At 73.3% G+C, this 21,734-nt stretch carries 25 protein-coding genes and 1 pseudogene; 12 read left to right on the top strand and 14 right to left on the bottom strand.

What is annotated here, in order from left to right:
- Positions 1-96 (top strand): annotated as a pseudogene (locus ACFWFZ_RS24210) (RDD family protein); the annotation flags it as partial.
- A 47-nt stretch (positions 97-143) separates the two neighbouring features.
- Here the strand turns inward: ACFWFZ_RS24210 and ACFWFZ_RS24205 are convergent.
- From ACFWFZ_RS24205 to ACFWFZ_RS24185, 5 genes are all read right to left on the bottom strand, one after another.
- Positions 144-842, bottom strand: a complete 699-nt coding sequence (locus tag ACFWFZ_RS24205; protein ID WP_387124908.1) for a DUF4191 domain-containing protein — start codon at positions 840-842, stop codon at positions 144-146.
- 10 nt (positions 843-852) lie between these two features.
- Positions 853-1,050, bottom strand: a complete 198-nt coding sequence (locus tag ACFWFZ_RS24200) for a hypothetical protein (RefSeq protein WP_030030928.1) — start codon at positions 1,048-1,050, stop codon at positions 853-855.
- Between the two features lie 296 nt (positions 1,051-1,346).
- On the bottom strand, positions 1,347-2,300 hold the full coding sequence (gene lipA / locus ACFWFZ_RS24195) for a lipoyl synthase (protein WP_037927122.1): 954 nt from the start codon (positions 2,298-2,300) through the stop codon (positions 1,347-1,349).
- A 130-nt stretch (positions 2,301-2,430) separates the two neighbouring features.
- A complete protein-coding gene (gene lipB / locus ACFWFZ_RS24190; protein ID WP_387124906.1) occupies positions 2,431-3,222 on the bottom strand; it encodes a lipoyl(octanoyl) transferase LipB in 792 nt (263 codons plus the stop codon).
- Between the two features lie 76 nt (positions 3,223-3,298).
- Entirely contained in the window at positions 3,299-3,664 is a 366-nt protein-coding gene (locus ACFWFZ_RS24185) for a hypothetical protein (protein ID WP_387124905.1), read from the bottom strand.
- Positions 3,665-3,836: 172 nt separating this feature from the next.
- On the opposite strand from ACFWFZ_RS24185, the gene ACFWFZ_RS24180 reads away from it, so the two are divergent.
- Complete coding sequence (locus ACFWFZ_RS24180) at positions 3,837-5,276, top strand: regulator (RefSeq protein ID WP_387124903.1); 1,440 nt, start codon at positions 3,837-3,839, stop codon at positions 5,274-5,276.
- A gap of 63 nt (positions 5,277-5,339) precedes the next feature.
- Here the strand turns inward: ACFWFZ_RS24180 and ACFWFZ_RS24175 are convergent, their stop codons facing one another.
- The 3 genes from ACFWFZ_RS24175 to ACFWFZ_RS24165 form a co-directional block, all read right to left on the bottom strand.
- Positions 5,340-6,611, bottom strand: coding sequence for an FAD-dependent oxidoreductase (locus ACFWFZ_RS24175; RefSeq protein WP_387124902.1), 1,272 nt, complete (start codon positions 6,609-6,611; stop codon positions 5,340-5,342).
- Positions 6,612-6,764: 153 nt separating this feature from the next.
- The gene (locus tag ACFWFZ_RS24170) at positions 6,765-7,655 is read right to left on the bottom strand and encodes a TIGR01777 family oxidoreductase (protein WP_387124900.1); all 891 of its coding nucleotides are present in this window, start codon (positions 7,653-7,655) and stop codon (positions 6,765-6,767) included.
- 276 nt (positions 7,656-7,931) lie between these two features.
- On the bottom strand, positions 7,932-8,603 hold the full coding sequence (locus ACFWFZ_RS24165; protein ID WP_387124923.1) for a VIT family protein: 672 nt from the start codon (positions 8,601-8,603) through the stop codon (positions 7,932-7,934).
- Positions 8,604-8,779: 176 nt separating this feature from the next.
- On the opposite strand from ACFWFZ_RS24165, the gene ACFWFZ_RS24160 reads away from it, so the two are divergent.
- Positions 8,780-9,862: a PP2C family protein-serine/threonine phosphatase gene (locus ACFWFZ_RS24160; protein WP_387124899.1), complete on the top strand. Its 1,083-nt coding sequence runs from the start codon at positions 8,780-8,782 to the stop codon at positions 9,860-9,862.
- A 77-nt stretch (positions 9,863-9,939) separates the two neighbouring features.
- On the opposite strand, the gene ACFWFZ_RS24155 is transcribed toward ACFWFZ_RS24160, so the two are convergent.
- The gene (locus ACFWFZ_RS24155) at positions 9,940-10,191 is read right to left on the bottom strand and encodes a hypothetical protein (RefSeq protein WP_030828613.1); all 252 of its coding nucleotides are present in this window, start codon (positions 10,189-10,191) and stop codon (positions 9,940-9,942) included.
- 107 nt (positions 10,192-10,298) lie between these two features.
- Here ACFWFZ_RS24155 and ACFWFZ_RS24150 point away from each other — a divergent pair, with 107 nt between their 5' ends.
- Positions 10,299-10,685, top strand: coding sequence for an ArsC/Spx/MgsR family protein (locus tag ACFWFZ_RS24150; protein ID WP_387124898.1), 387 nt, complete (start codon positions 10,299-10,301; stop codon positions 10,683-10,685).
- A 239-nt stretch (positions 10,686-10,924) separates the two neighbouring features.
- Here ACFWFZ_RS24150 and ACFWFZ_RS24145 read toward each other — a convergent pair whose 3' ends face one another.
- Entirely contained in the window at positions 10,925-11,788 is an 864-nt protein-coding gene (locus tag ACFWFZ_RS24145; RefSeq protein ID WP_387124895.1) for an alpha/beta fold hydrolase, read from the bottom strand.
- A gap of 63 nt (positions 11,789-11,851) precedes the next feature.
- On the opposite strand from ACFWFZ_RS24145, the gene ACFWFZ_RS24140 reads away from it, so the two are divergent.
- From ACFWFZ_RS24140 to ACFWFZ_RS24130, 3 genes are all read left to right on the top strand, one after another.
- Positions 11,852-12,346: a MarR family winged helix-turn-helix transcriptional regulator gene (locus tag ACFWFZ_RS24140; RefSeq protein ID WP_387124893.1), complete on the top strand. Its 495-nt coding sequence runs from the start codon at positions 11,852-11,854 to the stop codon at positions 12,344-12,346.
- Complete coding sequence (locus ACFWFZ_RS24135; RefSeq protein WP_387124892.1) at positions 12,315-12,638, top strand: hypothetical protein; 324 nt, start codon at positions 12,315-12,317, stop codon at positions 12,636-12,638. Before ACFWFZ_RS24140 ends, ACFWFZ_RS24135 begins: the two co-directional genes overlap by 32 nt.
- A gap of 118 nt (positions 12,639-12,756) precedes the next feature.
- Positions 12,757-13,290 carry a hypothetical protein gene (locus ACFWFZ_RS24130; protein WP_387124890.1) on the top strand — a complete coding sequence of 178 codons (534 nt, stop codon included), beginning with the start codon at positions 12,757-12,759 and terminating at the stop codon, positions 13,288-13,290.
- A 12-nt stretch (positions 13,291-13,302) separates the two neighbouring features.
- Here ACFWFZ_RS24130 and ACFWFZ_RS24125 read toward each other — a convergent pair whose 3' ends face one another.
- On the bottom strand, positions 13,303-14,172 hold the full coding sequence (locus ACFWFZ_RS24125) for a Gfo/Idh/MocA family protein (protein WP_387124922.1): 870 nt from the start codon (positions 14,170-14,172) through the stop codon (positions 13,303-13,305).
- Positions 14,173-14,577: 405 nt separating this feature from the next.
- Here ACFWFZ_RS24125 and glnII point away from each other — a divergent pair, with 405 nt between their 5' ends.
- Together glnII and ACFWFZ_RS24115 are read left to right on the top strand one after the other, a co-directional pair.
- Positions 14,578-15,597, top strand: a complete 1,020-nt coding sequence (gene glnII, locus ACFWFZ_RS24120; RefSeq protein WP_387124889.1) for a glutamine synthetase — start codon at positions 14,578-14,580, stop codon at positions 15,595-15,597.
- Positions 15,598-15,697: 100 nt separating this feature from the next.
- Positions 15,698-16,066, top strand: coding sequence for a hypothetical protein (locus ACFWFZ_RS24115; protein ID WP_387124887.1), 369 nt, complete (start codon positions 15,698-15,700; stop codon positions 16,064-16,066).
- A gap of 70 nt (positions 16,067-16,136) precedes the next feature.
- Here the strand turns inward: ACFWFZ_RS24115 and ACFWFZ_RS24110 are convergent, their stop codons facing one another.
- The 3 genes from ACFWFZ_RS24110 to ACFWFZ_RS24100 form a co-directional block, all read right to left on the bottom strand.
- A complete protein-coding gene (locus ACFWFZ_RS24110; RefSeq protein ID WP_387124886.1) occupies positions 16,137-17,588 on the bottom strand; it encodes a PepSY-associated TM helix domain-containing protein in 1,452 nt (483 codons plus the stop codon).
- An 87-nt stretch (positions 17,589-17,675) separates the two neighbouring features.
- The gene (locus ACFWFZ_RS24105) at positions 17,676-18,377 is read right to left on the bottom strand and encodes a hypothetical protein (protein ID WP_387124885.1); all 702 of its coding nucleotides are present in this window, start codon (positions 18,375-18,377) and stop codon (positions 17,676-17,678) included.
- A gap of 113 nt (positions 18,378-18,490) precedes the next feature.
- Positions 18,491-19,705 (bottom strand): RNA-guided endonuclease InsQ/TnpB family protein, encoded by a 1,215-nt coding sequence (locus ACFWFZ_RS24100; protein ID WP_387124884.1) that lies wholly within the window; start codon positions 19,703-19,705, stop codon positions 18,491-18,493.
- Between the two features lie 51 nt (positions 19,706-19,756).
- Between ACFWFZ_RS24100 and tnpA the strand changes: the two genes are divergently transcribed.
- From tnpA to ACFWFZ_RS24085, 3 genes are all read left to right on the top strand, one after another.
- Positions 19,757-20,185: an IS200/IS605 family transposase gene (gene tnpA, locus ACFWFZ_RS24095; protein ID WP_387124882.1), complete on the top strand. Its 429-nt coding sequence runs from the start codon at positions 19,757-19,759 to the stop codon at positions 20,183-20,185.
- An 84-nt stretch (positions 20,186-20,269) separates the two neighbouring features.
- Positions 20,270-20,833: a rhomboid-like protein gene (locus ACFWFZ_RS24090; RefSeq protein ID WP_387124881.1), complete on the top strand. Its 564-nt coding sequence runs from the start codon at positions 20,270-20,272 to the stop codon at positions 20,831-20,833.
- A 103-nt stretch (positions 20,834-20,936) separates the two neighbouring features.
- The gene (locus ACFWFZ_RS24085; protein ID WP_387124880.1) at positions 20,937-21,734 is read left to right on the top strand and encodes a tyrosine-protein phosphatase; all 798 of its coding nucleotides are present in this window, start codon (positions 20,937-20,939) and stop codon (positions 21,732-21,734) included.

The following is a 21,734-nucleotide window of genomic DNA, read 5'->3' as shown; positions in this document are numbered from 1 at the left end:
GCCCTGACGATCCTCACCGTCGCCACCGTGGGGTCCACACCCGGCAAGCGGGCCCTGGGCCTGCGGGTGATCGCCGAGGACGGCGGCCGGCTCGGGGGCACCCCTGTGTCGTATACGGAAAATCAGCCGTGCGCGTCGGCGCTTCAGCGCATCTTTCCGCCGCGCGGCATCCTCATGCCCTTGGGCATGGGGCCCTTCGGCAGCGGCATGTTGCTCATGAGGTCGCCCATGGCCCGCAGCTTGTCGTTGACCTGGGTGATCTGGGGGCCCGACAGGACGCGCGGCAGCTTGAGCAGGGTGGTGCGCACCTTCTTGAGCGGCACCTCGCCCTCGCCCGTGCCCACGATGAAGTCGTGGACCGGCACGTCCGGCATGATCCGGGCCATCTTCTTCTTCTCGTTCGCGAGCAGCGGCTTCACGCGGTTCGGGTTGCCCTCGGCGATCAGCACGACGCCGGCCTTGCCCACGGCGCGGTGGACGATGTCCTGCTGCCGGGTCATCGCGATGGCGGGGGTGGTACTCCAGCCCCGTCCCACGTTGTCCAGTACGGCCGCGGCCGCTCCCGGCTGTCCCTCCATCTGCCCGAAGGCAGCCCGCTCGGCCCGTCGCCCGAAGACGATCGCCATCGCGAGGAAAGCCACCAGGAAGCCCAGGATGCCCAGGTAGACCGGGTGGTCGATCAGGAAGCCGATCGCAAGAAAGACACCGAAGGTGACGATTCCCACGCCCGCGACGATCAGACCGACCTTCGGGTCGGCCTTGCGCGTCATCTTGTACGTCAGGGCGATCTGCTTCAGTCGCCCGGGGTTCGCAGCAGTCTCTGCGTTTGACTTCCTCGCCATAAAGCGAAGTTTACGTGGCCTGCGGGGTTCGGGTAGCCGCGGCCTCAAGTACGTGTTCGGTTTCGACCCGGTCCCTGGCCCTCTTGCGGTCCTCCAGGACGGCCGTCCAGGCGTTGCGGCGGGCCCCGCTCATGAGGAGGGACTCGATGCCGCGGAAGGCGTCGGAGAGCGTCGGGATGGCGATTGCGCGTACTGGCGCGGCCTGCATGATGTCGATCCCTTTCGCGATGCTCACGTCTGGGGGGAGGTGGGCGGTGTGTACGGTGCGTGGACCAAGCGTCACTGACTGGTGTTACCAGGGCATGACCGGCCGGTCAAATGTGATGGACACGTTGCAGACGCCGACGCGGCCCGCCGGGTTCTTTCCCTCGGGAAAGAGCCTAGGGGCCGCGTCGGTGCGGGATTACCCGTTGGTAGCACTTTGTGCGCGACTTCACACGCACGGTGGCGTCCGGCGTCGGACGGCCGCTCGGACCCGGCTGCGCCGCTGTTCCCCCGGTCGGGCTACGCCACGGCTCCGCTGCGCTTCTCCATCGCCTGCTGGTACAGGCGTCCCGCCCGGTAGGACGAGCGGACGAGCGGGCCGGACATCACGCCGGAGTAGCCGATCTCCTCGGCCTCCTTGGCCAGCTCCACGAACTCGGCCGGCTTCACCCAGCGCTCGACGGGGTGGTGCCGCGGCGAGGGCCGCAGGTACTGGGTGATGGTGATGAGCTCGCAGCCGGCCTCGTGCAGGTCCTTGAGAGCCTGCGAGACCTCTTCGCGCTCCTCGCCCATGCCGAGGATCAGGTTCGACTTGGTGACCAGGCCGTAGGCGCGGGCCTTGGTGATCACCTCAAGCGAGCGCTCGTAGCGGAAGCCGGGGCGGATCCGCTTGAAGATCCGCGGCACCGTCTCGACGTTGTGCGCGAAGACCTCGGGGCGGGAGGCGAAGACCTCCTCCAGCAGCTCCGGCACCGCGTTGAAGTCGGGGGCCAGCAGCTCGACCTTGGTGTGGCCGGCCTCGCGGCCCGCCGTCTGCTGGTGGATCTGGCGCACGGTCTCGGCGTACAGCCAGGCACCGCCGTCGGCGAGGTCGTCGCGGGCGACGCCGGTGATGGTGGCGTAGTTCAGGTCCATCGTGACGACGGACTCGCCGACGCGGCGCGGTTCGTCGCGGTCCAGCGCCTCGGGCTTGCCCGTGTCGATCTGGCAGAAGTCACAGCGCCGGGTGCACTGGTCACCGCCGATGAGGAAGGTGGCCTCGCGGTCCTCCCAGCATTCGTAGATGTTGGGACAGCCGGCCTCCTGGCACACCGTGTGCAGTCCTTCGCCCTTCACCAGGGCCTGCATCTTGGTGTACTCGGGACCCATCTTCGCCCGCGTCTTGATCCACTCGGGCTTGCGCTCGATGGGGGTCTGGGCATTCCGGACCTCCAGGCGCAGCATCTTGCGTCCGTCGGGTGCGACTGCGGACACGACCGGCTCCCTGTGACTTCGATTGTTCGGGCGCCCACCAGGGTACGCCCGTAATTTCGTACGCTCTTACGTCGCCCAACCTGCGAGCGGCCGGACTCATTCCCGGGGGCTCCCGGGGCTTCCCCGACGGCTAGGCGGTCTCGATCTCACGGGGCCGCAACTCGGCGTGCTCCAGTACGTCCTTCAGGTGGCGTTCGGCGACCGGGAGCACCTCGGCGATGGTGACCTCGCGGCCCAGTTCGTACGAGAGCGAGGTCACACCGGCGTCCCGGATCCCGCAAGGGATGATCCGGTCGAACCAGGTGCTGTCCGGGTTCACGTTGAGCGCGAAGCCGTGCATCGTGACGCCCTTGGCGACCCGGATCCCGATGGCGGCGAGCTTGCGGTCCTCGCGGCGCTGGCCGGCGTTGGAGGGGGCGTACTCGGGGCCGTTCAGGCGCGCGTCGAACTCCTCGTCGTGCAGCCGGGGGTCGAACTCCAGCGACAGCCCGCCGATCTTCGGACGCTCCTCGACGGGGTCGCCCAGGACCCAGACGCCGGACCGGCCCTCGACCCGGGTGGTCTCCAGGCCGAACTCGGCGGCGGTGCGGATCAGCGCCTCCTCCAGGCGGCGGACGTGGGCCACGACGTCCACCGGGCGGGGCAGCTTCATGATCGGGTAGCCGACCAGCTGGCCGGGGCCGTGCCAGGTGATCTTGCCGCCGCGGTCGACGTCCACGACGGGGGTGCCGTCGAGCGGGCGCTCGCTGGGGTCGGTGCGCCGCCCGGCCGTGTAGACCGGCAGGTGCTCCACCAGCAGGCAGGTGTCCTCGATCTCGTCCGCGAAGCGGGCCGCGTGCACCCTGCGCTGCTCTTCCCAGGCCCGGGTGTACTCCACGGATTCCGCTCCGAAGCCCAGACGGACAAACCCAAGCTCAGCCACCGCAGCGCCTCCTCATTGAACCTGCTGTGTGCACGTACTTCCCTGAGCAAGGGTACGACTGACCGTGCGGGCCCCTTCAGGGCCCCGCGGCCGGCCTCGTCCGGGGCTCCGGGCGCGGCTCCGGGCGCGACTCCGACCCGGCCGACCCGGCTTCCGGGCGCGGCTCCGGCCCGGGCTCCGGCATGCGCCACGGCAGCTGCTTGGGCCGTCGGCGGCCCTTCGGCGGGCGGTCCGGGTCCTCGTCCGCGCGCGGCAGCCGCCGGTGGCCCTCCGAGTGGTCGTTCACCCAGCCGCACACGCCGCACGCGTAGCGCCCGTCGAGCCCCGCGATATAGGTACCGCAGCGCCGGCACTCGGCCTCGGTGAGCTCGGGCGGAGGCAGCGGAGCGGTGGAGTCGGGCCGCTCCTCGGGGAGGCGCGGCCGGTGGGGCCGGCGGGTCATGGCCCGCAGCGTACGCGGGTGGAGGGGGCGAGTCCGTAAAGAGCCCTACCGATTCTGCACACGATCGGATGAATGTGGGGCAGAGAGGGCGGCCTGGGCGACGTTCGCCGCTACATTCACGCCGTTCAAGGGCCGGGACTCCGGTCCGTCGCGTCAGGAAACCGTGGAGCCGATGACGGAACGACCTGCCCAGCGTGTCCCCAACCGGCAGCTCGCGGCGCTGATCGCCGAAGCCGGGTTCTCCAACGCCGGGCTAGCCCGCCGCGTCGACCAGCTCGGTCTGGAACACGGTCTCGACCTGCGGTACGACAAGACGTCCGTGACCCGCTGGCTGCGCGGCCAGCAACCCCGCGGAACCACGCCGGCGCTGATCGCCGAGGTCTTCACCCGGCGCCTGGGCCGCCGGCTCTCCGCGCAGGACCTGGGTCTCGACGCCTGCGCCCCGGTCTACGCGGGGCTGGAGTTCGCGGCCACCCCCGAGGAGGCCGTGGACATCGCGAGCGGCCTGTGGCGCAAGGACTCCGGCTCCCACGCCGAACTCCGGAAGATCGCCTTCACTCCGGCCGGCCTGGTCGTGCCCAGCCGGGACTGGCTGATCGGGCGGCCCGACGAGCGTGTGGCCCGGGGCGCGGAACCGGCGCCCGCCCGCATCCCGCTCCAGGGCCGGGCCACGGTGCCGCGGCAGCGGCAGATCGACCGCGGCCCCGGTCAGCGCGTGACGGCCGGCGACATCGCCGCGCTGCGGTCGGTGGGCGAGCTCTTCCGGACCCTGGACCAGGCCTACGGCGGCGGGCACGCCCGCCAGGCGCTCGTGCGGTACCTGGAGCACGAGGCCGAGCCCATGCTCCGGGGCACCTACGGCGAGACCACGGGGCGGCGGCTGTTCGCCGCCGCCGCGGACCTGACCCGGCTCGCGGGCTGGACCTCCTACGACATCGCCGCGCACGGTCTCGCCCAGCGGTACTTCGTACAGGCCCTGCGGCTGGCGCAGGCGGCCGGGGACCGCCCCTACGGCTCGTACGTGCTGATCACCATGAGCCGGCAGGCGGTCTACCTCGGGCACGGCCGGGAGGCGGTGCAGCTGGCCCGGGTGGCCCAGCAGGGCGTCGGATCCGGCCCGCCGCCGGTGGTGCAGGCGATGCTGCACGCGGCGGAGGCGCGGGGGCACGCGGTCCTCGGCGAGGTCCGGGCGGCGACGGCCTGCCTGGTGCGGGCCGAGCGCGCGCTGGGCGCCGCCCGGCCGGGGGACGACGTACCGCACTGGGCGCGGCTGTACGACGAGGCTCAGCTGGCGGACGAGTTCGGGCACTGCCACCGGGACCTCCAGCAGTACCGGGCCTCGGCGCAGCACGCGGAGCGGTCCCTGCAGCTGAGGGCGCCGGGGTTCGCGCGGTCGCGGCTGTTCTGCCGGGTGGTGCTGGCCACGGCCCGGCTGGGGCTGGGTGAGCTGGACCAGGCGTGCGCGCTGGGTGCGGAGGCGGCGCAGCAGGCGATGGAGATGCGGTCGGTGCGGGCGGTGGAGTACGTGCGGGACTTCGAGCGGCGGCTGGAGCCGTACCGGGACGCGGCGGCCGTGCGGACGTACCGGGACCGGGTGGCGGCGCTGTCCTGATCCGGACGTGGCAGGGGCCCGGTCCCGAGGCGGTGGACCGGGCCCCTGTGGCTTCTGTGGTTCTCAGGCCGCCACCGGGAGTGCGGGCTCCGGGGAGACCGGCAGCGGGATGCCGAAGTCGCGCAGGATCGCGCAGGAGGCGCGGCGGGCTGAGTGCAGGGCCCCCTGGACGGTGTTGGCGTCGCGGTGGTCACCGCACACGTAGAGCCCGGCCAGGACCCGGACGGAGCGGCGCCGGTCGTGCGGCGGAGGCATGGCGGGGACGGCCTCCGGGGTGTGGTGGACGGCCAGCAGCTCCCATTCGCGGGTGGGGGTGTCGTAGAGGCGGGCGAGGCGCGAGGCGACGGTGCGCGCGGGGGGCGGCGGGCCGAGCACGGTCGTGGTGACCAGGCTCCGGCCGGCCGGGGCGCGCGTCGGGTCGACCGCGCTCATGACGGCGGTGTGGGAGACGGGCCAGTGGGGGTCCCCGTCCAGGATCAGCGAACCGTCCCGGGGCAGGGGGGCGGCGGTGGCGTGGTGCAGGACGGTGACCTCGTGGAACGCGGGCACGCGCAGGCCGGGCAGGAGCTCGGCGGCGGCGCGGGCGCCGGTGGCGAGCAGGACGGAGCGGCAGCGGAAGTCGCCGTGCTCCTCGGTGGTGACCAGGTTGGTGGCGACCGACCGGACTCTGATGCCGGTCCGTACGGTGCCGGGCGGCAGTCCGGAGGCGAGCAGGTCGGGCAGGGCCGCGGCGCCGCCCTCGGGCACGGCGAGGCGGCCGCGGGCGAAGGTGCGCAGGGCCAGGTCGGCGACCCGGCTGGAGGTGGTGAGGTCCGGGTCCCGGAGCAGGGCGGCGAGCAGGGGCCTGAGCACGCCGCCCAGGGTGCGCTGCGGCAGGCCGCGGGTGCGCAGGGCGGCGGCGGCGGAGCGTTCGGGCCGGGCGAGCAGCTTGTCCACGGGCAGCACGGCGAGCCTGCCGAGGGCGGCGCTGAGCCGGGCCTGGTCGAGGGATCCGCTGGCCAGGGCGCGGGCGGGGGTGAGGGACCCGGCCCGCAGCTGCCTGCCGTCGGTGTGGACGAGGACCCCTGGCGTGAAGGGGCGCAGGACCAGGGCGCGCAGTGCGTGGGTGCGTTCGAGTTCGCTGTACGCGGTGTTGAGCCACTGGGCTGTCCGGTCGAGGCGGAACCCGTCGGCCGTTTCGGTGGCCATCCGCCCGCCGGGGCCGTCCGCGGCCTCCAGGACGGTGACCGTGACCCCCGCTGCGATCAGGTGGTGCGCGGCCGCGAGTCCTGAGACTCCGGCTCCTACGATGACGACGTCCGCATGGTGTGCGGCATTGGGTGCGCTGCTGAGCACGTGCCCCTCCCCGAGGTCGGCGCGGCTGTGTGGGGATCCTCCTTCCCCCAACCGGTCGCGGGGGAACCCGAGTTCGGCCGGGTATTACGAACAACTCCGGTCGCACAACGGTCGCATCCGGGTCACGAACGGTCGCACACGGTCGCACACCGACTATCGGAGTGCGGCGCGGATGGCCTGCTCGATATCGGGGTCGCGGAAGACGAAACCGGACTCCAGCAGCCGGGTGGGACGGGCCCGCTGACCGCCCAGCACGTCCTCGGAGAACTCCCCGAGCACGAGGCGCAGCGCCACGGCCGGTACGGGCAGCACCGCCGGCCGGCGCAGCACCCGGGCCATGGCAGCGGTGACCTCGCGGTTGGTCGGCGGTTCGGGGGCGGTGAGGTTGACGGGGCCGCGGAGGTCCGGGGTGTCGATGATGTGGCGCAGGGCCGCGACCTCGTCGTGGAGGGAGATGAACGGCCAGTACTGGCGGCCGTCGCCGAGCCGGCCGCCGACGCCGGCTCGGAAGAGGGGGAACATCCGCCCCCAGGCCCCGCCCTCCTTGGCGACGACCAGTCCGGTACGGGCGAACGCGGTGCGGATCCCGGCCTCCTGGGCCGGGGCGGCGGCGGCCTCCCACTCCAGGCAGACGGAAGGCAGGAATCCGTGTCCGGCGGGGGCGTCCTCGTCCACGACGCGGTCGCCGGTGTCCCCGTAGTAGCCGACGGCGGAGCCGCTGACCAGGACGCCGGGCGGTTCGTCGAGGCCGGCGAGCGCGTGCGCGAGCGCAGTCGTGCCCAGCACCCGGCTGTCGCGGATCTTCCGCTTGTACGCGGCGGTCCACCGGTGGTCGCCGATCCCCGCCCCGGCCAGGTGCACGACGGCGCCGCAGCCGGCCAGGGCGGCCCGGTCGACGTGCCCGCGCTCCGGATCCCACCGCGCCTCGTCGGCGCCGGCCGGCTCCCGCCGCACGAACCGCACCACCTCGTGTCCGCCGGCCCGCAGGGACCGCACGAGTGCACTGCCGATGAGCCCGGTCGACCCGGTGACTGCGATGCGCATGCCCCCATCCTGCCGGGCCGCTGCGCCGGCGTCGGCGGATTGGGGGTGGCGCCGCGCCGCGGTCGGATACGGGCCCGGGCCCGGCCGTCGGCCCCGGCGCGCGCCGCCCCGGCCCTGGCGGGCGTCCCGACACGGCGCCGCGCGCCCGCGCCTCGAATGCCGGCGGGGCTGGTGCTCACGGCCGCACCTGAGGACCGGCGGGGGCAGAATCAAGCCCCCGCCGGCGTTTGAGGCGCGGGGTGTGGGGCGCCGTGTGGGCCGGGGCGGAGCGCCGGGTCAGGTGGTCGCGGTGCCGAGCCAGGTACCGACCGTGTAGGTGACGGCCATCGCGAGGGCGCCGCCCATGACGTTGCGGGCGACCGCCCGCGGCACAGGGGCCCCGCCCAGCCGTGCGCTGAGCACCCCGCACAGCGTGAGCGCCGCCAGCACCGCCACCACCGTCACCGGCACCCGCGCCGACGGCCCCGGCAGGATGATCGCCAGCAGCGGCAGCAGCGCCCCCACCGTGAAGGCGACGAGGCTCGCGAAGGCCGCGTGCCACGGGTTGGCCAGCTCCTCCGGGTTGATCCCCAGCTCCAGCCGGGCATGGGCCCGCAGCGCGTCCCGCTGCGTGAGCTGCTCGGCGGCCTCCCGGGCGACGTCCCGGCTCAGGCCCCGCTGCGCCAGCAGGTCGGTGAGCTCGTCGAGCTCCGCTTCCGGCTCCTCGGCCAGCTCACGGCGTTCCATGTCGAGGGCGGCCCGTTCGGAGTCCCGCTGGGAGCTGACGGAGACGTACTCCCCCGCCGCCATGGACAGCGAGCCCGCCAGCAGCCCGGCGACGCCCGCCGCCAGAATCGTCGCGCGCGAGGTGGTGGACCCGGCCACACCCACCACCAGACCCGCGGTGGAGATGATCCCGTCGTTGGCGCCGAGCACCCCCGCGCGCAGCCAGTTGAGCCGCGTGCTCATGCCCGCGCTCACCGCGCCGTCACCGCTGCCGTGCGCCTCGACGTGGGCACGGCCCGGCTTCCGTCCCGGGCCTTCGTTTCCCCTCACGCCACCACTGTCGCGGCCCGGGGCGCGCGGAGCCACCCGGCGGACCGGTCCGGGGTGCGCGGGCCCGGCCCCCGTACCAGGGTGGAGGGGTGAGACGCGGACGCGATGAGCCGGGCAGGCTGCGCGGCGAGCCACCGCCGCGCTGGGCCCGGATCGCGCCCGCGGCGGCCCTGGTGGCGCTCGTCCTGGCGCAGGCGCTCACCACCGACGTGGAGCTGGGGTTCTTCCTGGCGGGTCTGCCGCCGGTGGCGGCCTTCGCGTACGGGGCGGCCGGGACCGCGGCCTTCGCAGCCATCGTCCTGCTGCTGCTGGGGGTGCACGACATCGGCGTCGCCCAAGCCCGGGGCACGGACCTGGCGACGGTGGCCGTCGTCGGGCTGCTGAGCGTGGTCATCGCCTGGGTCCGCCAGCGCCGGGACGAACAGCTGGTCAGCGTACGGACCGTCGCGGAGGCCGCCCAGTTGGCGGTGCTGCCCCCGGTGCCGGACCGGGTGGGCGCGGTGCGCTGCTCGGCCCTCTACCAGGCGGCGCAGCGCGGCACGCTGGTGGGGGGCGACCTGTACGACGTACGGGTCGGGCCGTTCGGGGTACGGGCGCTGGTCGCGGACGTGCAGGGGCACGGCCTGGCGGCGGTGGCCACGGTGGCGGCGCTGCTCGGGGCCTTCCGCGAGGCCGTGCTCGACGACACGGAGCTGGCGGCGGTGGCGGCGCGGCTGGACCGGCGGCTGCTGGCGGACGCGGCGGACGCCCATGCGGACCATCCGGAGCTGTTCGCGACGGCAGTGCTGGTGGAGTTCCCGCCGGGGCTGGACCTCGTACGGTTCGTGTCGTGCGGGCATCCTCCGGCGCTGAGGCTGCGCGGGGCGGCGGTGGACGAGGTGACGGTGGAACCGGGCCCTCCGCTGGGCCTGGGGCTCGCCGGACCGGCCCCGCCCAAGGCGGTGGAGCTGCCGGTGCTGCCCGGGGACCAGTTTCTGCTGCACACCGACGGCGCGACCGAGGCCCGGGACGCGGCGGGGCATTTCTACCCCCTGGCGACCCGGGTGCCCGTCCTGGCGCGGGACCCGGTGGGGCTGGTCGGGGCGGTGTGGCGGGACCTGTCGGCCTTCACCAAGGGCGGACCGGGCGACGACGTGGCCCTGCTGCTGCTCTCCCCGGACGGCCGCCCGTGATGGGCCCGGAGGCCCGGCTCCGGCCCATGGTCAGGGGCCGGAGCCGGGGCCGGAGCCGGGCATGCGGTGATGAGCCGTCACGACTCCTTGATGAAGGCGCGCACCATCTTGCAGGTGACGTTGGACGGCCGGTGGATCCCCGTCCTGACGGCCATCGTCCGGATCTTCCGGTTGGTGGCGCGCCTGGCGTCATACGTCCCCGAGTCGAGCAGGGATATCGCCAGCCGCATCGCCTTCAGACGGCGGTTGTGGCTCTCGTACCACTCGCGGGGCAGGCCCGCCGGCAGCGGCTTCTTCTGGACGGGCCGGACGGTGCTGGCAGTGGCCATCTACAGCCTCCCAAACGGTAGTTGGCTTCCTGTCGTTCTTCCTCGATTTTACCGGGGACCACTGACAGAAGCCCCTGGCCAGACGGGCCCTGGATAGGGTTGGGGGCATGGAGATCTGGATCAATCCCGCCTGTTCCAAGTGCCGTGGCGCGCTCACCCTCCTGGACGCGGAGGGCGCCGAGTACACCGTCCGCCGCTACCTGGAGGACGTGCCGTCGCAGGACGAGATCCGCGAGGTGCTGGGCCGTCTCGGGCTGGAGCCGTGGGACATCACCCGCACGTCGGACCCGCTGGCCGAGGAGACCGGCGTAGGGGACCTGCCGCGCGAGGAGACGGACGCGGCGCGGGCCCGGTGGATCGCCCACCTGGCCGCGCACCCGAAGCTCATCCAGCGCCCGATCATCACCGCCGAGGACGGCACGGCCGTGGTCGCCCGCTCCGAAGAGGCCGTCCGCGACGCCCTGTCCCGTACCGTCCGGACGCGGCGGGCGTGACCGCCGTGCAGGCGCGGTAGCGCTCGCTGACCGCGTGGTGGAGGGGCTCGCAGCCCCACTCCGCCGGTCCTCAGGACGCCAGATCTCGGCGTCGGAGCAGCGCGGGCAGGCGCCGTACAGCGGGCGAGACTGGGGGACGCGAGCGGGACGGTGGGGGGAAGTGGCCGCGAAGGCCGGACCGGCGGACAGGTCAGGAGAACGGCGACTCTTCGGGTCGCTTCGGCACAGACGCGCGGGTCTCAGCCCGCGAGCAGGCGGGCGATCTCGGCGGCGGCCGTCAGGGGCAGCGCGTGGTGCGAGACCCCGGGCAGTACGTCGACGCGCGCACCCGGCAGCGCCTCGCGCGCGGCGCGGGCGGCCCGGACGGAGTCGTGGCAGCGGGCCCGCCCGGCGAAGAGGACGTCCACCCGGATCCCCGCCCGCCCGCCGGGCGGCTGCGCGAGCCGGCCGAGGTCCGGGCGCGGGCCGGTGACGGGCCGGGCGGCCGGGAAGCGGGCGGTCTCGTCCTGGAGCCGGAGCCAGGCCGGGTCGAGGGCCGCCCCGACGGTCTCCCAGGCGAGGAAGGAGCGGATCCGCCGCGGGGTGGGCCGCAGCAGCATGGGCAGGGCGCGCAGGACATAGCCGGGGCGCAGTCCCGCGAAGACCTGGGTCGGGTCGAGCAGGACGAGGCGGCCGGTCCGGGCGGGCCGCCTGGCTGCGTGATGGGCGGCGATCCAGGCCCCGTACGAGTGCCCGCCGAGGGTCACCGGTCCGCGCGGGCCGAGCCCGTCGAGCACCGCGTCGAGCCAGTCGGCCAGATCCCCGGCGGTCCGCAGGGGCCGCCCGGGCTCCGGGACGCTGAGTCCTGGTTCGCCCACCAGGTCCACGGCGTGCACGCGGTGGGTGCGGGCCGCCCCGGCGGCGGCGCAGGCACCCCACACCGCGGAGGTGGCCCCGCCGCCCGGAAGCAGGACCAGCGGCGGGGCGTCGAGCGGGCCGCAGCTGTTGATGCGGGTGACCCCGTAGGGGGTCGGCAGGTCGACGGCCTCTACAGGGCCGGGCCATCCGCCGAGCACCTCGTCGTAGGCGGCGCGGAAGGAGGAGTAGGAGGTGGGAGAGGACACGGGCTGCTCCAATGTCTCGCCAGGCGATAATCTCGCTGAACGAGATGTTAGGCGGGAGGCGATGTGCACGACAACCACGAGCCGGGCGAACTCGGCGAGCCGGACGGCCGCGAGCCGGACAACCTCCAGCTGGTGCACCTGCTGCGGGCGGTGACCGTCGACTTCGGCCTGCGCCAGGGGGAGTTCGCCGCCCGCAACGGCATGCACCCCACCGACGTACGGGCCCTGATCTGCCTGCTGGACGCGGACCGCGCGGCCGAGCCCGCCACGGCGGGCCTGCTCGGCGCCCGGCTCGGCCTCAACTCCGCGGGCACCACCGCCGTGATCGACCGGTTGGAGCGGCTCGGCCACGTGGCCCGGATCCGCGACGACCAGGACCGGCGCCGGATCCTGCTGCGGGTGGAGCCGGCGGCGATCCGCCTGGGCCGGGAGTTCTTCGGGCCGCTGATCGACGGGGTGCTGAGGGTGCTGGACTCCTTCGGCCCCGCCGAACGCGACACCGTCCGCCGTTTCCTGACGGACACCCATGCCGTCTTCGCCTCGGAGCCGCGCCGGTGACTCCGGCTCCGGATCCGGCTCTGGCTCTGGCTCCGGCTCCGGCTCCGGCACCCACTCCGACTCCGCCACCGCCTCCGGGTCCGACCTGCACCTGGAGCGGCCCGCCGAGGGTGCCCGGCCCACCGCCCTCGCCCCGGCCCTGCGCACCGCCGTGCGCAGCGGCCGACGGCCCGCGGGACGCGGCTGCCGCCGTACCGGGCCCTGGCCGCCGACGGCACCCCCGGACTCGGCGTTCGGTCGCGCCGTGGACGCCCTTGCGGAGGTGGCCCGCCGGACGGCGGCGGACCGGTAGCCGGGCGCGGGCACGCACGGCGGGTCGGCCCGGCCACTCTCCTTCACTCGTCCCCACCCCGCACCTCGTAGGGTGACCGGAGCACCAAAATGGGACGTACCGCACCAAAGGACTCGCCGTGACCGAGCAGCAGCCGCAACAACCCGCCCCCAGCGCACACCCGTTCCCCCCGTCCCGGCGAGGGGTCGACTGGATGTTCGGCGGGGTGTACGGGACGGTCCTGGCCAGCGGGCTGCTGGCCGCGCTCGATCAGAAGGGCGGCGACTTCACCCCGTACTACGACGCCAGCTGGGTGCTCGTGACGGCGGCCACGGCCGGACTCGCGCACGGCTACGCCCACCACATGGCGTCCCACGAACAGGGCTCGGCCGGGCACCGGTGGCGGCTCCTGGCCCTGGCGCTGTGGAACGAGTGGCCGCTGATCGCGGCCGCCCTGCCCACCGTCCTGCTGCTGATCGTCTCCGGGATCTTCGACTGGGACTCGTACGGGGTGACGGCCGTCGGGCTCGGCCTGAACACCGCCCTGCTGTTCACCTGGGGTTCGGTCGTGGCACTCCGCGTGGGCTACCGGGCCGGTTCGGCCCTGTTGATCGGCTTGGCCGACGCCACCATCGGCCTCGCCATCATCGTCGCCAACGCCCTCATCAAATAGGCAGCTGCGCCTCTACTCGGGGAGCTGCGCCTCCGCCTGCGCCAGGATCTCCGTCAGCCGGGCCCCGAACTCCGCTCCGCGCGGATCCGGTACGCCCGTCCGGGCGGCGGTGAGCAGCGCGTCGAGTGCCCGCCCGTAGGCGCCCGGTACGTCGCTCCAGCCGGGCAGTTCGTGCACGCCCTCGGTGCCGCGCAGTTCCAGCCCGACCCCGGCGGCCGCGCGCGGCGCGCCCAGGCTGAGCACGGCGGTACTGGCCGCGCCGGAGGCGTGCCGCAGCGCCAGCTGGACGACGTCGGAGGGGCCGCGGGTGGCGCTGACCCCGGTGACGTCCCCGAGGACCGGGATCAGGACGGACAGGGCGTGCGGACCGACGTCCCACAGCCCGCCCTTGGCCTTGCGCCAGGGCGAGTCGGCGTAGGCGCCGGGCGTGCCGTCGGGCGGGAAGACGGCGCCCAGCCAGTGCGCGGCCGCGGTGAACCAGCCGGTGCGGGCGGCCTGCTCGGCGACCCAGCCCGCGGTGGGCTCGGCGAAGCGCAGCGTGAGGAAGACGACGGAGGCGACCCCGTGGCGGGCGACCGCGTCGGCGACGGCCTCGGCGTCCTGCGGTGTCGTCGCAACGGGCTTGTCGAGCAGCAGGTGGCATCCCGCGGCGGCCGCGCGCACGGCGAGCGGGGCCTGGACGTCGGGCGGCAGGGCGAAGGCGGCGACGTCGCAGTCGGCGAACAGCGCGTCGGGGTCTTCGTACACCTTCACGCCGTACTCGTCCGCCAGCTCCGCCGCGGCTTCGGGCCGCCGGCCCCACACACCGGCGAAGTCGGAGCCTGCGTGTGCGGCGAGGGCGGGGGCGTGCGTGCGGTGCGCCCAGGGGCCGGTGCCCAGCAGCCCGACCCGGGGGCGGGGGGCTGCGGGGGCCTGACCGGCGGCGGTCGCGGCGGCGCTCTCGGCGGTCGCGGCGGCGCTCTCGGCGGTCGCGGCGGCGCTCTCGGCGGTCGCGGCGGTGGTCGCGGCGGTGGTCGCGGCGGTCGCGGCGGTGGTCGCGGCGGGATCTCCGGCACGGTCTCCGGCAGGGCTCACATCAGACGAAATGCTCACGCGGCCAGTGTGCCCCACCCGGACGGGTGCTCGACCGCCAACCCGCACACGCCGCCCGAGCAGTGGCATGAACCTCGGTAACACGGGGTTCACACACGGGCAACGGAGGAGAAATCGCGGGCGGGCACGCTGCGGTCAACACCGCAGCGATGAAGCAGCGTCCAGCAGCACCCGCAGAGTCTGAGGATGGGGCCCGTGAGCTACAAGGCTGAATACATCTGGATCGACGGCACCGAGCCGACGGCGAAGCTTCGCTCCAAGACGAAGATCCTGGCCGACGGCGCCGAGCTGCCGATCTGGGGCTTCGACGGATCGAGCACCAACCAGGCCGAGGGCCACGCGTCCGACAGGGTCCTGCAGCCGGTGTTCTCCTGCCCCGACCCCATCCGCGGCGGGGACGACGTCCTGGTGCTGTGCGAGGTCCTGAACATCGACATGACCCCGCACGAGTCGAACGCCCGCGCGCTGCTGCGTCCGGTCGCCGAGAAGTTCGCCGGCCAGGAGCCGATCTTCGGCATCGAGCAGGAGTACACCTTCTTCGACGGCGCCCGTCCGCTGGGCTTCCCGGTGGGCGGCTTCCCTGCCGCGCAGGGCGGCTACTACTGCGGTGTCGGCTCGGACGAGATCTTCGGCCGCGAGATCGTCGAGAAGCACCTGGACCACTGCCTCGCGGCGGGCCTGAGCATCTCGGGCATCAACGCCGAGGTCATGCCCGGCCAGTGGGAGTTCCAGGTCGGCCCGGTGGGCCCGCTGGAGGTCTCCGACCAGCTGTGGATCGCGCGCTGGCTGCTCTACCGCACCGCCGAGGACTTCAACGTCTCCGCGACGCTGAACCCGAAGCCGGTCAAGGGCGACTGGAACGGCGCGGGTGCCCACACCAACTTCTCCACGAAGGCGATGCGCGAGGACTACCGCGCGATCATCTCGGCTTGCGAGGCCCTGGGCGAGGGCAGCAAGCCGCTCGACCACGTGAAGAACTACGGCGCCGGCATCGACGAGCGCCTGACGGGTCTGCACGAGACCGCCCCCTGGAACGAGTTCAGCTACGGCGTCTCGGACCGCGGCGCCTCGGTCCGCATCCCGTGGCAGGTGGAGCAGGACGGCAAGGGCTACATCGAGGACCGCCGCCCGAACGCGAACGTGGACCCGTACGTGGTGACCCGCCTGATCACGGACACCTGCTGCACCGGCCTGGAGAAGGACGGCCTGGCCTGACGGCCTGGCCTGACGGCCGCCTCCTCCCCCGGACACCGACGCCCGCCGAGCCTCCCGAGGCCCGGCGGGCGTTGTCAGTGCCGGGTGGCACGGTGGACCCATGTTGGCGATCAGGATCCACACGGAGCGCGGCGAGTCCTACGAACGGCCCGCGCTCGGCTTTCTGTCCGAACTCGTGGCGCGCATCGGCGCGGACGGGGACCACTTCGTCGTCGTCGAGCGGCTGACGGCGGATCCGGACGAGTACATACAGGTGTGGCACGACGAGGGCGACGACTACCAGCTGGAGCACCGCGCCGGCTCCGCCGACCGGCACTTCCAGACGTACCTGCCCACGGCGGCCGAGGTCGCGGCGGTCATGACCCGCTGGGCCCGCGACGAAAAGGACTGGTCCACCGGTCCGACCTGGAGCCGCCTCACCTTCCCACCGGACCGGGAGCCCACCGCCGACGCGCCGCCGCCCGCCTGAGGGCGGTGGGCGCGTCCGCGAGGCGAACGGGTGACGGGAGGCGCCGGGTGGGCTACAAGTACGCCCCGCGCTACGCGGCCGCGGCCGCCGCCGCCCGACGGCGTGTCACGAGACCGAGCAGCAGGTCCACCACCAGGAAGGCGGCCAGGCTGATCCCGAGCAGCGGGATGAACCAGCCCACCAGCGCCGTCACCGCGGCCAGCGGCAGCACCACGGTCACGGGCAGCTTGCGCCAGGCGCCGCGCGGCTGCGCGCGGCCCACCGACAGCGCGCGGTCCTTCGTCGGCCGGCGCAGCCACCACATGCGGTAGCCCCAGAAGATGAGCAGCATCAGGGCGACGGCCAGCGCGGCGAGCACGACCTGGTTGGCGAGGCCGAAGGTCTGGCCCATGTGCAGGTCGATGCCGAAGCGGGTCAGCTTGGCGAGGAGGGGGTAGTCGGCGAAGCGCAGTTCGTCCATGACCCGGGCGTCGGCCGGATCGACGGCGACGGTGTCGAAGTGCACCGGCACCTGCTTGTCCTGCTCCTTGATGACGTACCCCTTGCCCTCGGCCGGCAGGGTCACGCGGATCGCCTCGGTGACGCCGGCGTCCCGGGCGGCGGCCACGGCCCGGTCGATGCCCACGTCGGCGGTGGGGGCGGGCGGGGGCATCTCCGCACCCTCGGGCATGTGGTGGCCCGCGTGCTCGTCGGCGCCGCCGGCCTCCGCACCCGGGTTCAGCTTGGCGGAGACGGCGGGAGTGGCCCCGCCGAGGCTGTCCTGGAGCTGCCCGATGTTCTCACCGGCGTACTTCGACCAGGTCAGGCCGGTGGCGGAGAGGACGACGAGTCCGGCGACGGACCAGAGGCCGACGGCCCCGTGCCAGGACAGGGTCCGGCGGCGCCCGGTGGCCGTGCGGTCCGGCAGGACGAGCTGCGCCCTGCGCTTGCGGCGGCGGCCGATCCACAGGGCGAGGCCGCCGAGGGCGACCACCCACATCCAGCTGGCGGCCATCTCGCTGTAGTTGCGGCCGAACTCCCCGAGCTGGAGGTTGGAGTGGAACGTGCTCAGCCAGGCCCGCAGCGGCAGCGCGTCGCCGACGGTGGTGAGCTGCCCGCGCACCTCGGCGGTGTACGGGTCCACGAACACGGTGAGGGTCTCGCCCTCGGCGAGGCCTGAACTCTCCATGATCACGCGGGTGGTGGCCTCGGCGTCGGGGCCGGGCCACACGGACACGACCTCGCCCTGCGGTGCGGATCCCTTGGCCGCTTCGACCTGGGCGCTGAGCGGCAGGGCGCCGTCGCCGACGCGGGCGACGGTCAGCTCGTCGGCGTAGACGATCTTCTCGGCCTGCCAGGAGGCGGCGTACAGCAGCCCGGTGGCGGCGGCGAGGAACAGCAGCGGGGCGATGAGCAGGCCCGCGTAGAAGTGCATGCGCAGGAGCAGCGGGCGTACGGCCGCCCAGTTGCCGCCGCGGCGTGTGGAGGTGGCGGGCGGGTCGGAGTCCGGGGTGCGGACGTCCTGGAACTCGTCAAGGGACATGGTGGTCCTAGGGGTTGGCGAAGGCATGGGGACTGCGGCCCCGGGCCTCGCCTCCCTCGCGCGGATGCGCCGTGGGGGTGCGCCGGATCAGGCGCGGGCAGGACGGCCGGGGGCCGTGAAACGGTGTGCGCTGCCGCCCCGCGGCGGCCCGCGGCGCACCACGGCGTGGGCGTGTACCGCTCCGCGCAGCCGGCGCGGCTCCCGATCCGGGTACGGGGCGGGGAAGGCGGGCGGGGCCGGTACGGCCGCCACCCGGGCCCGCACCAGGTCGAGCGCGCGGGCGAGCGGCCGGGCGGCGTGCAGCGCGGCGGCGCCCAGGACGCGGGCCAGCCGGAAGACGGCGGCTTCGCCCCGGGCGAGCCAGGCGGCGCAGAGCAGCCCGGCGAGCAGGTGCGCGGCGATCATCCCGGCGCCGCCGTGACCGGCCGTCCCAGCCAGGTCAGCCGTACCCGCCACGTCCCCCAGGCTCGCGTCGGCCGCGGACACGTGGTGGAGGTGTTGCCGCATCGCGGCGGGCCCGTCGGTGGTCTCCGCCGCCTGACTGCCGGAGAAGACGAGGTGCAGCACGCCCTGTACGGCGAGTACGGCCACGGCGATCCCCACGGGTCCCCGCCGCCGTCCGGCGGCGAGCCAGGCGAGGCCGAAGGTCACCGCGAAAGCACCGATAAGGCCGAAGAAGGGGATGTCCGTGCCGGACATGTACGAATGCCCCACCGCGCCCAGGGCCACGCACATCGCCGCGAACATCGCGGCTCGGGTGGCGCGCAGCGGCGCGAAGGATTCGAACATGGCCGGGACATGTTCGCACGACGCCCCTTGGCTTCCGCCAGAGGCTTATCCGATCATGAGCATGTGAATCCACTTCCGTGACTCCTCCCCCTCGTAAATGAGGAGGCTTCTCGCTATGCCGGGGTGGCATCGCGACGGACCAGCCCGGCCCGTAGAACGTTGATCGCACCCACCGTGTCAGCGTGCGCCTGGTGGCCGCAGCTAACGCAGTGGAACCTTTCCTGGGTGGGCCGGTTCTCCGCGCTGACGTGCCCGCATTCGGGGCAGCTCCGGGAAGTGTTGCAGGGGTCCACGGCGATCACTTCCCGTCCGGCGCTTTCAGCCTTGGCGTGCAGGATCGTCAGGAACACCCCCCATCCGGCATCCGAGATCGAACGGTTGAGTCCGGTCTTGGCGGCGGCACCGTTGGGCAGAAAGACGCCCGGCTGTTCCGGGTCCGGCTTCGGCGCGGCCGTCTTGACCATGTTGCGGATCCTGAGATCCTCGTGCGCTATCAGGTCCTGGTCACGGACCAGCCCGAGCGCGGTCTTATGTGCGTGGTCGAGGCGCTGGCGGCGCACCTTTCGACAAAGATCGGCAACCCGCTGGACGGCCCGCTGATGATTCGCGGTCCGCTTGCCCCGGCGGATGCGTCCGAACCGGCTGAGCTTCTGCTGTGCGGCTTCGAGCTTCGCGGCGGCCTTCCGGCCGTGCCGTGGGTTCTCGATGTGCTCACCGTTGGAGGTGGTGAGGAACGAGGCGATGCCCATGTCGATGCCGACCACAGAGCCGGTCGCGGGAAGCGGCTCGGGCCGGGGCTGCTCGGCGGTGAGGATGACGTACCAGCGCTTGCCCTCACGCTTGACCGAGACGGTCTTGACCTTGCCGACCACCGGCCGGTGCTGGTTGACCTTGACGTGGCCGACACCTTGGAAGCGGACACGGGTGACGGGGTCGTGCGGCGTGGAGTCCCAGCGGCAGCCGTCGCCGTCCTTGGGGAAGTCCACCGTGTCGAACCAGTTCACCCCACGGAAACGCGGGTATCCGGGCGTTTCCCCGGACTTGATCCGGCGGAAGAACGCGGCGAACGCCTTGTCGAGACGGCGAAGCGTCGCCTGCTGCGACGAGAACGACCAACGGCCCTGACGCTCCTGGTCGAACGCCCGGATCTCCTTGAGCTGCGCCGACTGCATTCCGTACGTGATGCTCGTCTTCGAAGCGTGCCGGTAGGCGTCGCGGCGTTCCTGCAAGGCCGCGTTGTAGAGCGCGCAGTGGTCACGCAGCATCTCGCCGAGTGCGGCTTGCTGGCCCACCGTGGGCCGTATGAGGAACTTATACGCACGGATCATCCGGCCCACCCCCTTCCTGGCCGGCTCGCGAGATCATACTACCCTTGGCGTATGTCACCACGCTGGAACCCGGATCCCGACATTCGCACTGGCCGTCACGTCTCCTACAACCTGCATGCACATTTGGTGTTCGTCACCAAGTACCGGCGTGGCGTCTTCGATGACGCCATGCTCAAGCGGTGCGAAGAGATCATGCGCGAGGTGTGCGCCGGCTTCGACGTGGAACTACGCGAGTTCAACGGCGAAGCCGACCATGTCCACCTGCTCGTGCACTACCCGCCGAAGATCGCCCTGTCCAAGCTGATCAACAGCCTCAAGGGCGTCAGCTCCCGCTACCTACGAGCCGAGTACACCGGCCGAATCAACCGGACCGGGATAGGCTCCGTCTTCTGGTCCCGCTCCTACTTCGCCTCATCGTGCGGAGGCGCACCGCTCACGGTGATCCGTCAGTACATCGAGCAGCAGAAGCATCCGCTGTGACCTGCGGGTCACAGCGGCCTTAAGATGCGTTTCCCTCCCCGGCCGAAGCCGGGGATACCCACGCAAGATCAGGGATGGGGCGCGGTGTACGCCGGCGGAGTCCAGCTCGGGGCGTACGCCCTGGAGCGCACCGGACCGGCCGACCGGGAGCGGCTGCTCCGGGACTGCTCGACCAACGTCGACAACCTCGCCGCCGGGCGCTGGGAGACGCTGCTGAGCAGCGCTCTCGTCGTCGAAGAGCCGATGCCCCTGCCGTACGCGCTGCTGCTGGTCGCGGTGCTGGGCTACGCGGAGTACGCGTACGGGGCCTGGTGGACGGCCGCGGTGTTCCTGTTCGGGCACGCCTCGGCGACCCTCCTCGTCTACGGGGGGCTGCGCAGGACCGCGGATTCCGCGACCCGGCGCGCCCTGGACGTGGGGACGAGCTACGGGTTCAACGCCGTCCTCGGCGCGCTGACCTCCGCCCTGCCCCGCGGGGCCGTCCGCGCGGCCGCCCGGGCCGGACTGCTGGCGCTCGCGGCGGCACCGGTCCTCAAGCGGGGCCGGACCTTCACGGACGCGGGGCACCTCGCGGCGCTCGCCATCGGCATAGGGGTCTCACTGACCCTCGATTGCCTCTCCGGTGCGAAGCGTCAGAAAATAGCCTGAATCGCTCCACCGCCGCGCCACCCGCCACCCGCCTCGCGCCACCAACCGGGCGACCGCACCACCGAACGACATGCGTCACTCGAACACCGCTGGAGCCGCCACGATGACCGCCACCCCGTCCACCACCGTCGCCAACCTCCGCGACCTCGGCGGCACCCCGCTCTCCGGCGCCCGCACCGTCCGCCCCGGCCTGGTGCTGCGCTCCGGCCAGCTCGACCGGCTCGACCTCGACGCCGACCCGGTGGTGGCGGCTCTGGATGTGCGTACCGTCATCGACTTCCGCACCGACGCGGAACGCGCCGACCACCCCGACCGCATACCGGCCGGGGCCCGCCTCCTGGTCGGCGACGTCCTCGCCGACCAGCTGCGGGGCGCGGGCAGGAAGCCCGCCGCTGTGCAGCTCAAGGACCTTCTCGCCGACCCGGTCGTGGCGGAGGAGCGGCTGGGCGGCGGCAGGACGCAGGCCCTCTTCGCCGACACCTACCGGGCCTTCGTGCGCTCCGGCTCCGCGCAGGCCGCCTATCGCATGCTGCTCACCGAGGCCGCCGACCCCCAGGCGGGCCCACTGCTGTTCCACTGCACGGCCGGCAAGGACCGCACCGGCTGGGGCGCGACCGTCATCCTGTCGCTGCTCGGCGCGGACGACGACACCCTGATGGCCGAATACCTCTCCGTGAACCCGGCGGTCAAGCAGGCCTTCGCCCCGATGATCGAGGGCTTCACGGCGGCCGGCGGCAACCCGGACATCGCGCTCGCGCTGATCGGGGTCTTCCCCTCCTACCTGGAGGCCGCCCTCGACGAGGTCGAGACGCGCTACGGCTCCATGGAGAAGTACGTGCGCGAGGGGCTCGGCGTCCCGGACGAGACGGTCGAGGCGCTCCGGTCCCGCCTGACGGGCTGA

It is taken from the genome of Streptomyces sp. NPDC060232 (assembly GCF_042726555.1).
Classification (GTDB): Bacteria; Actinomycetota; Actinomycetes; order Streptomycetales; family Streptomycetaceae; genus Streptomyces.
The sequence above is the reverse complement of the archived record's forward strand: the minus strand, read 5'-3'. Positions and strand labels throughout refer to the sequence as shown.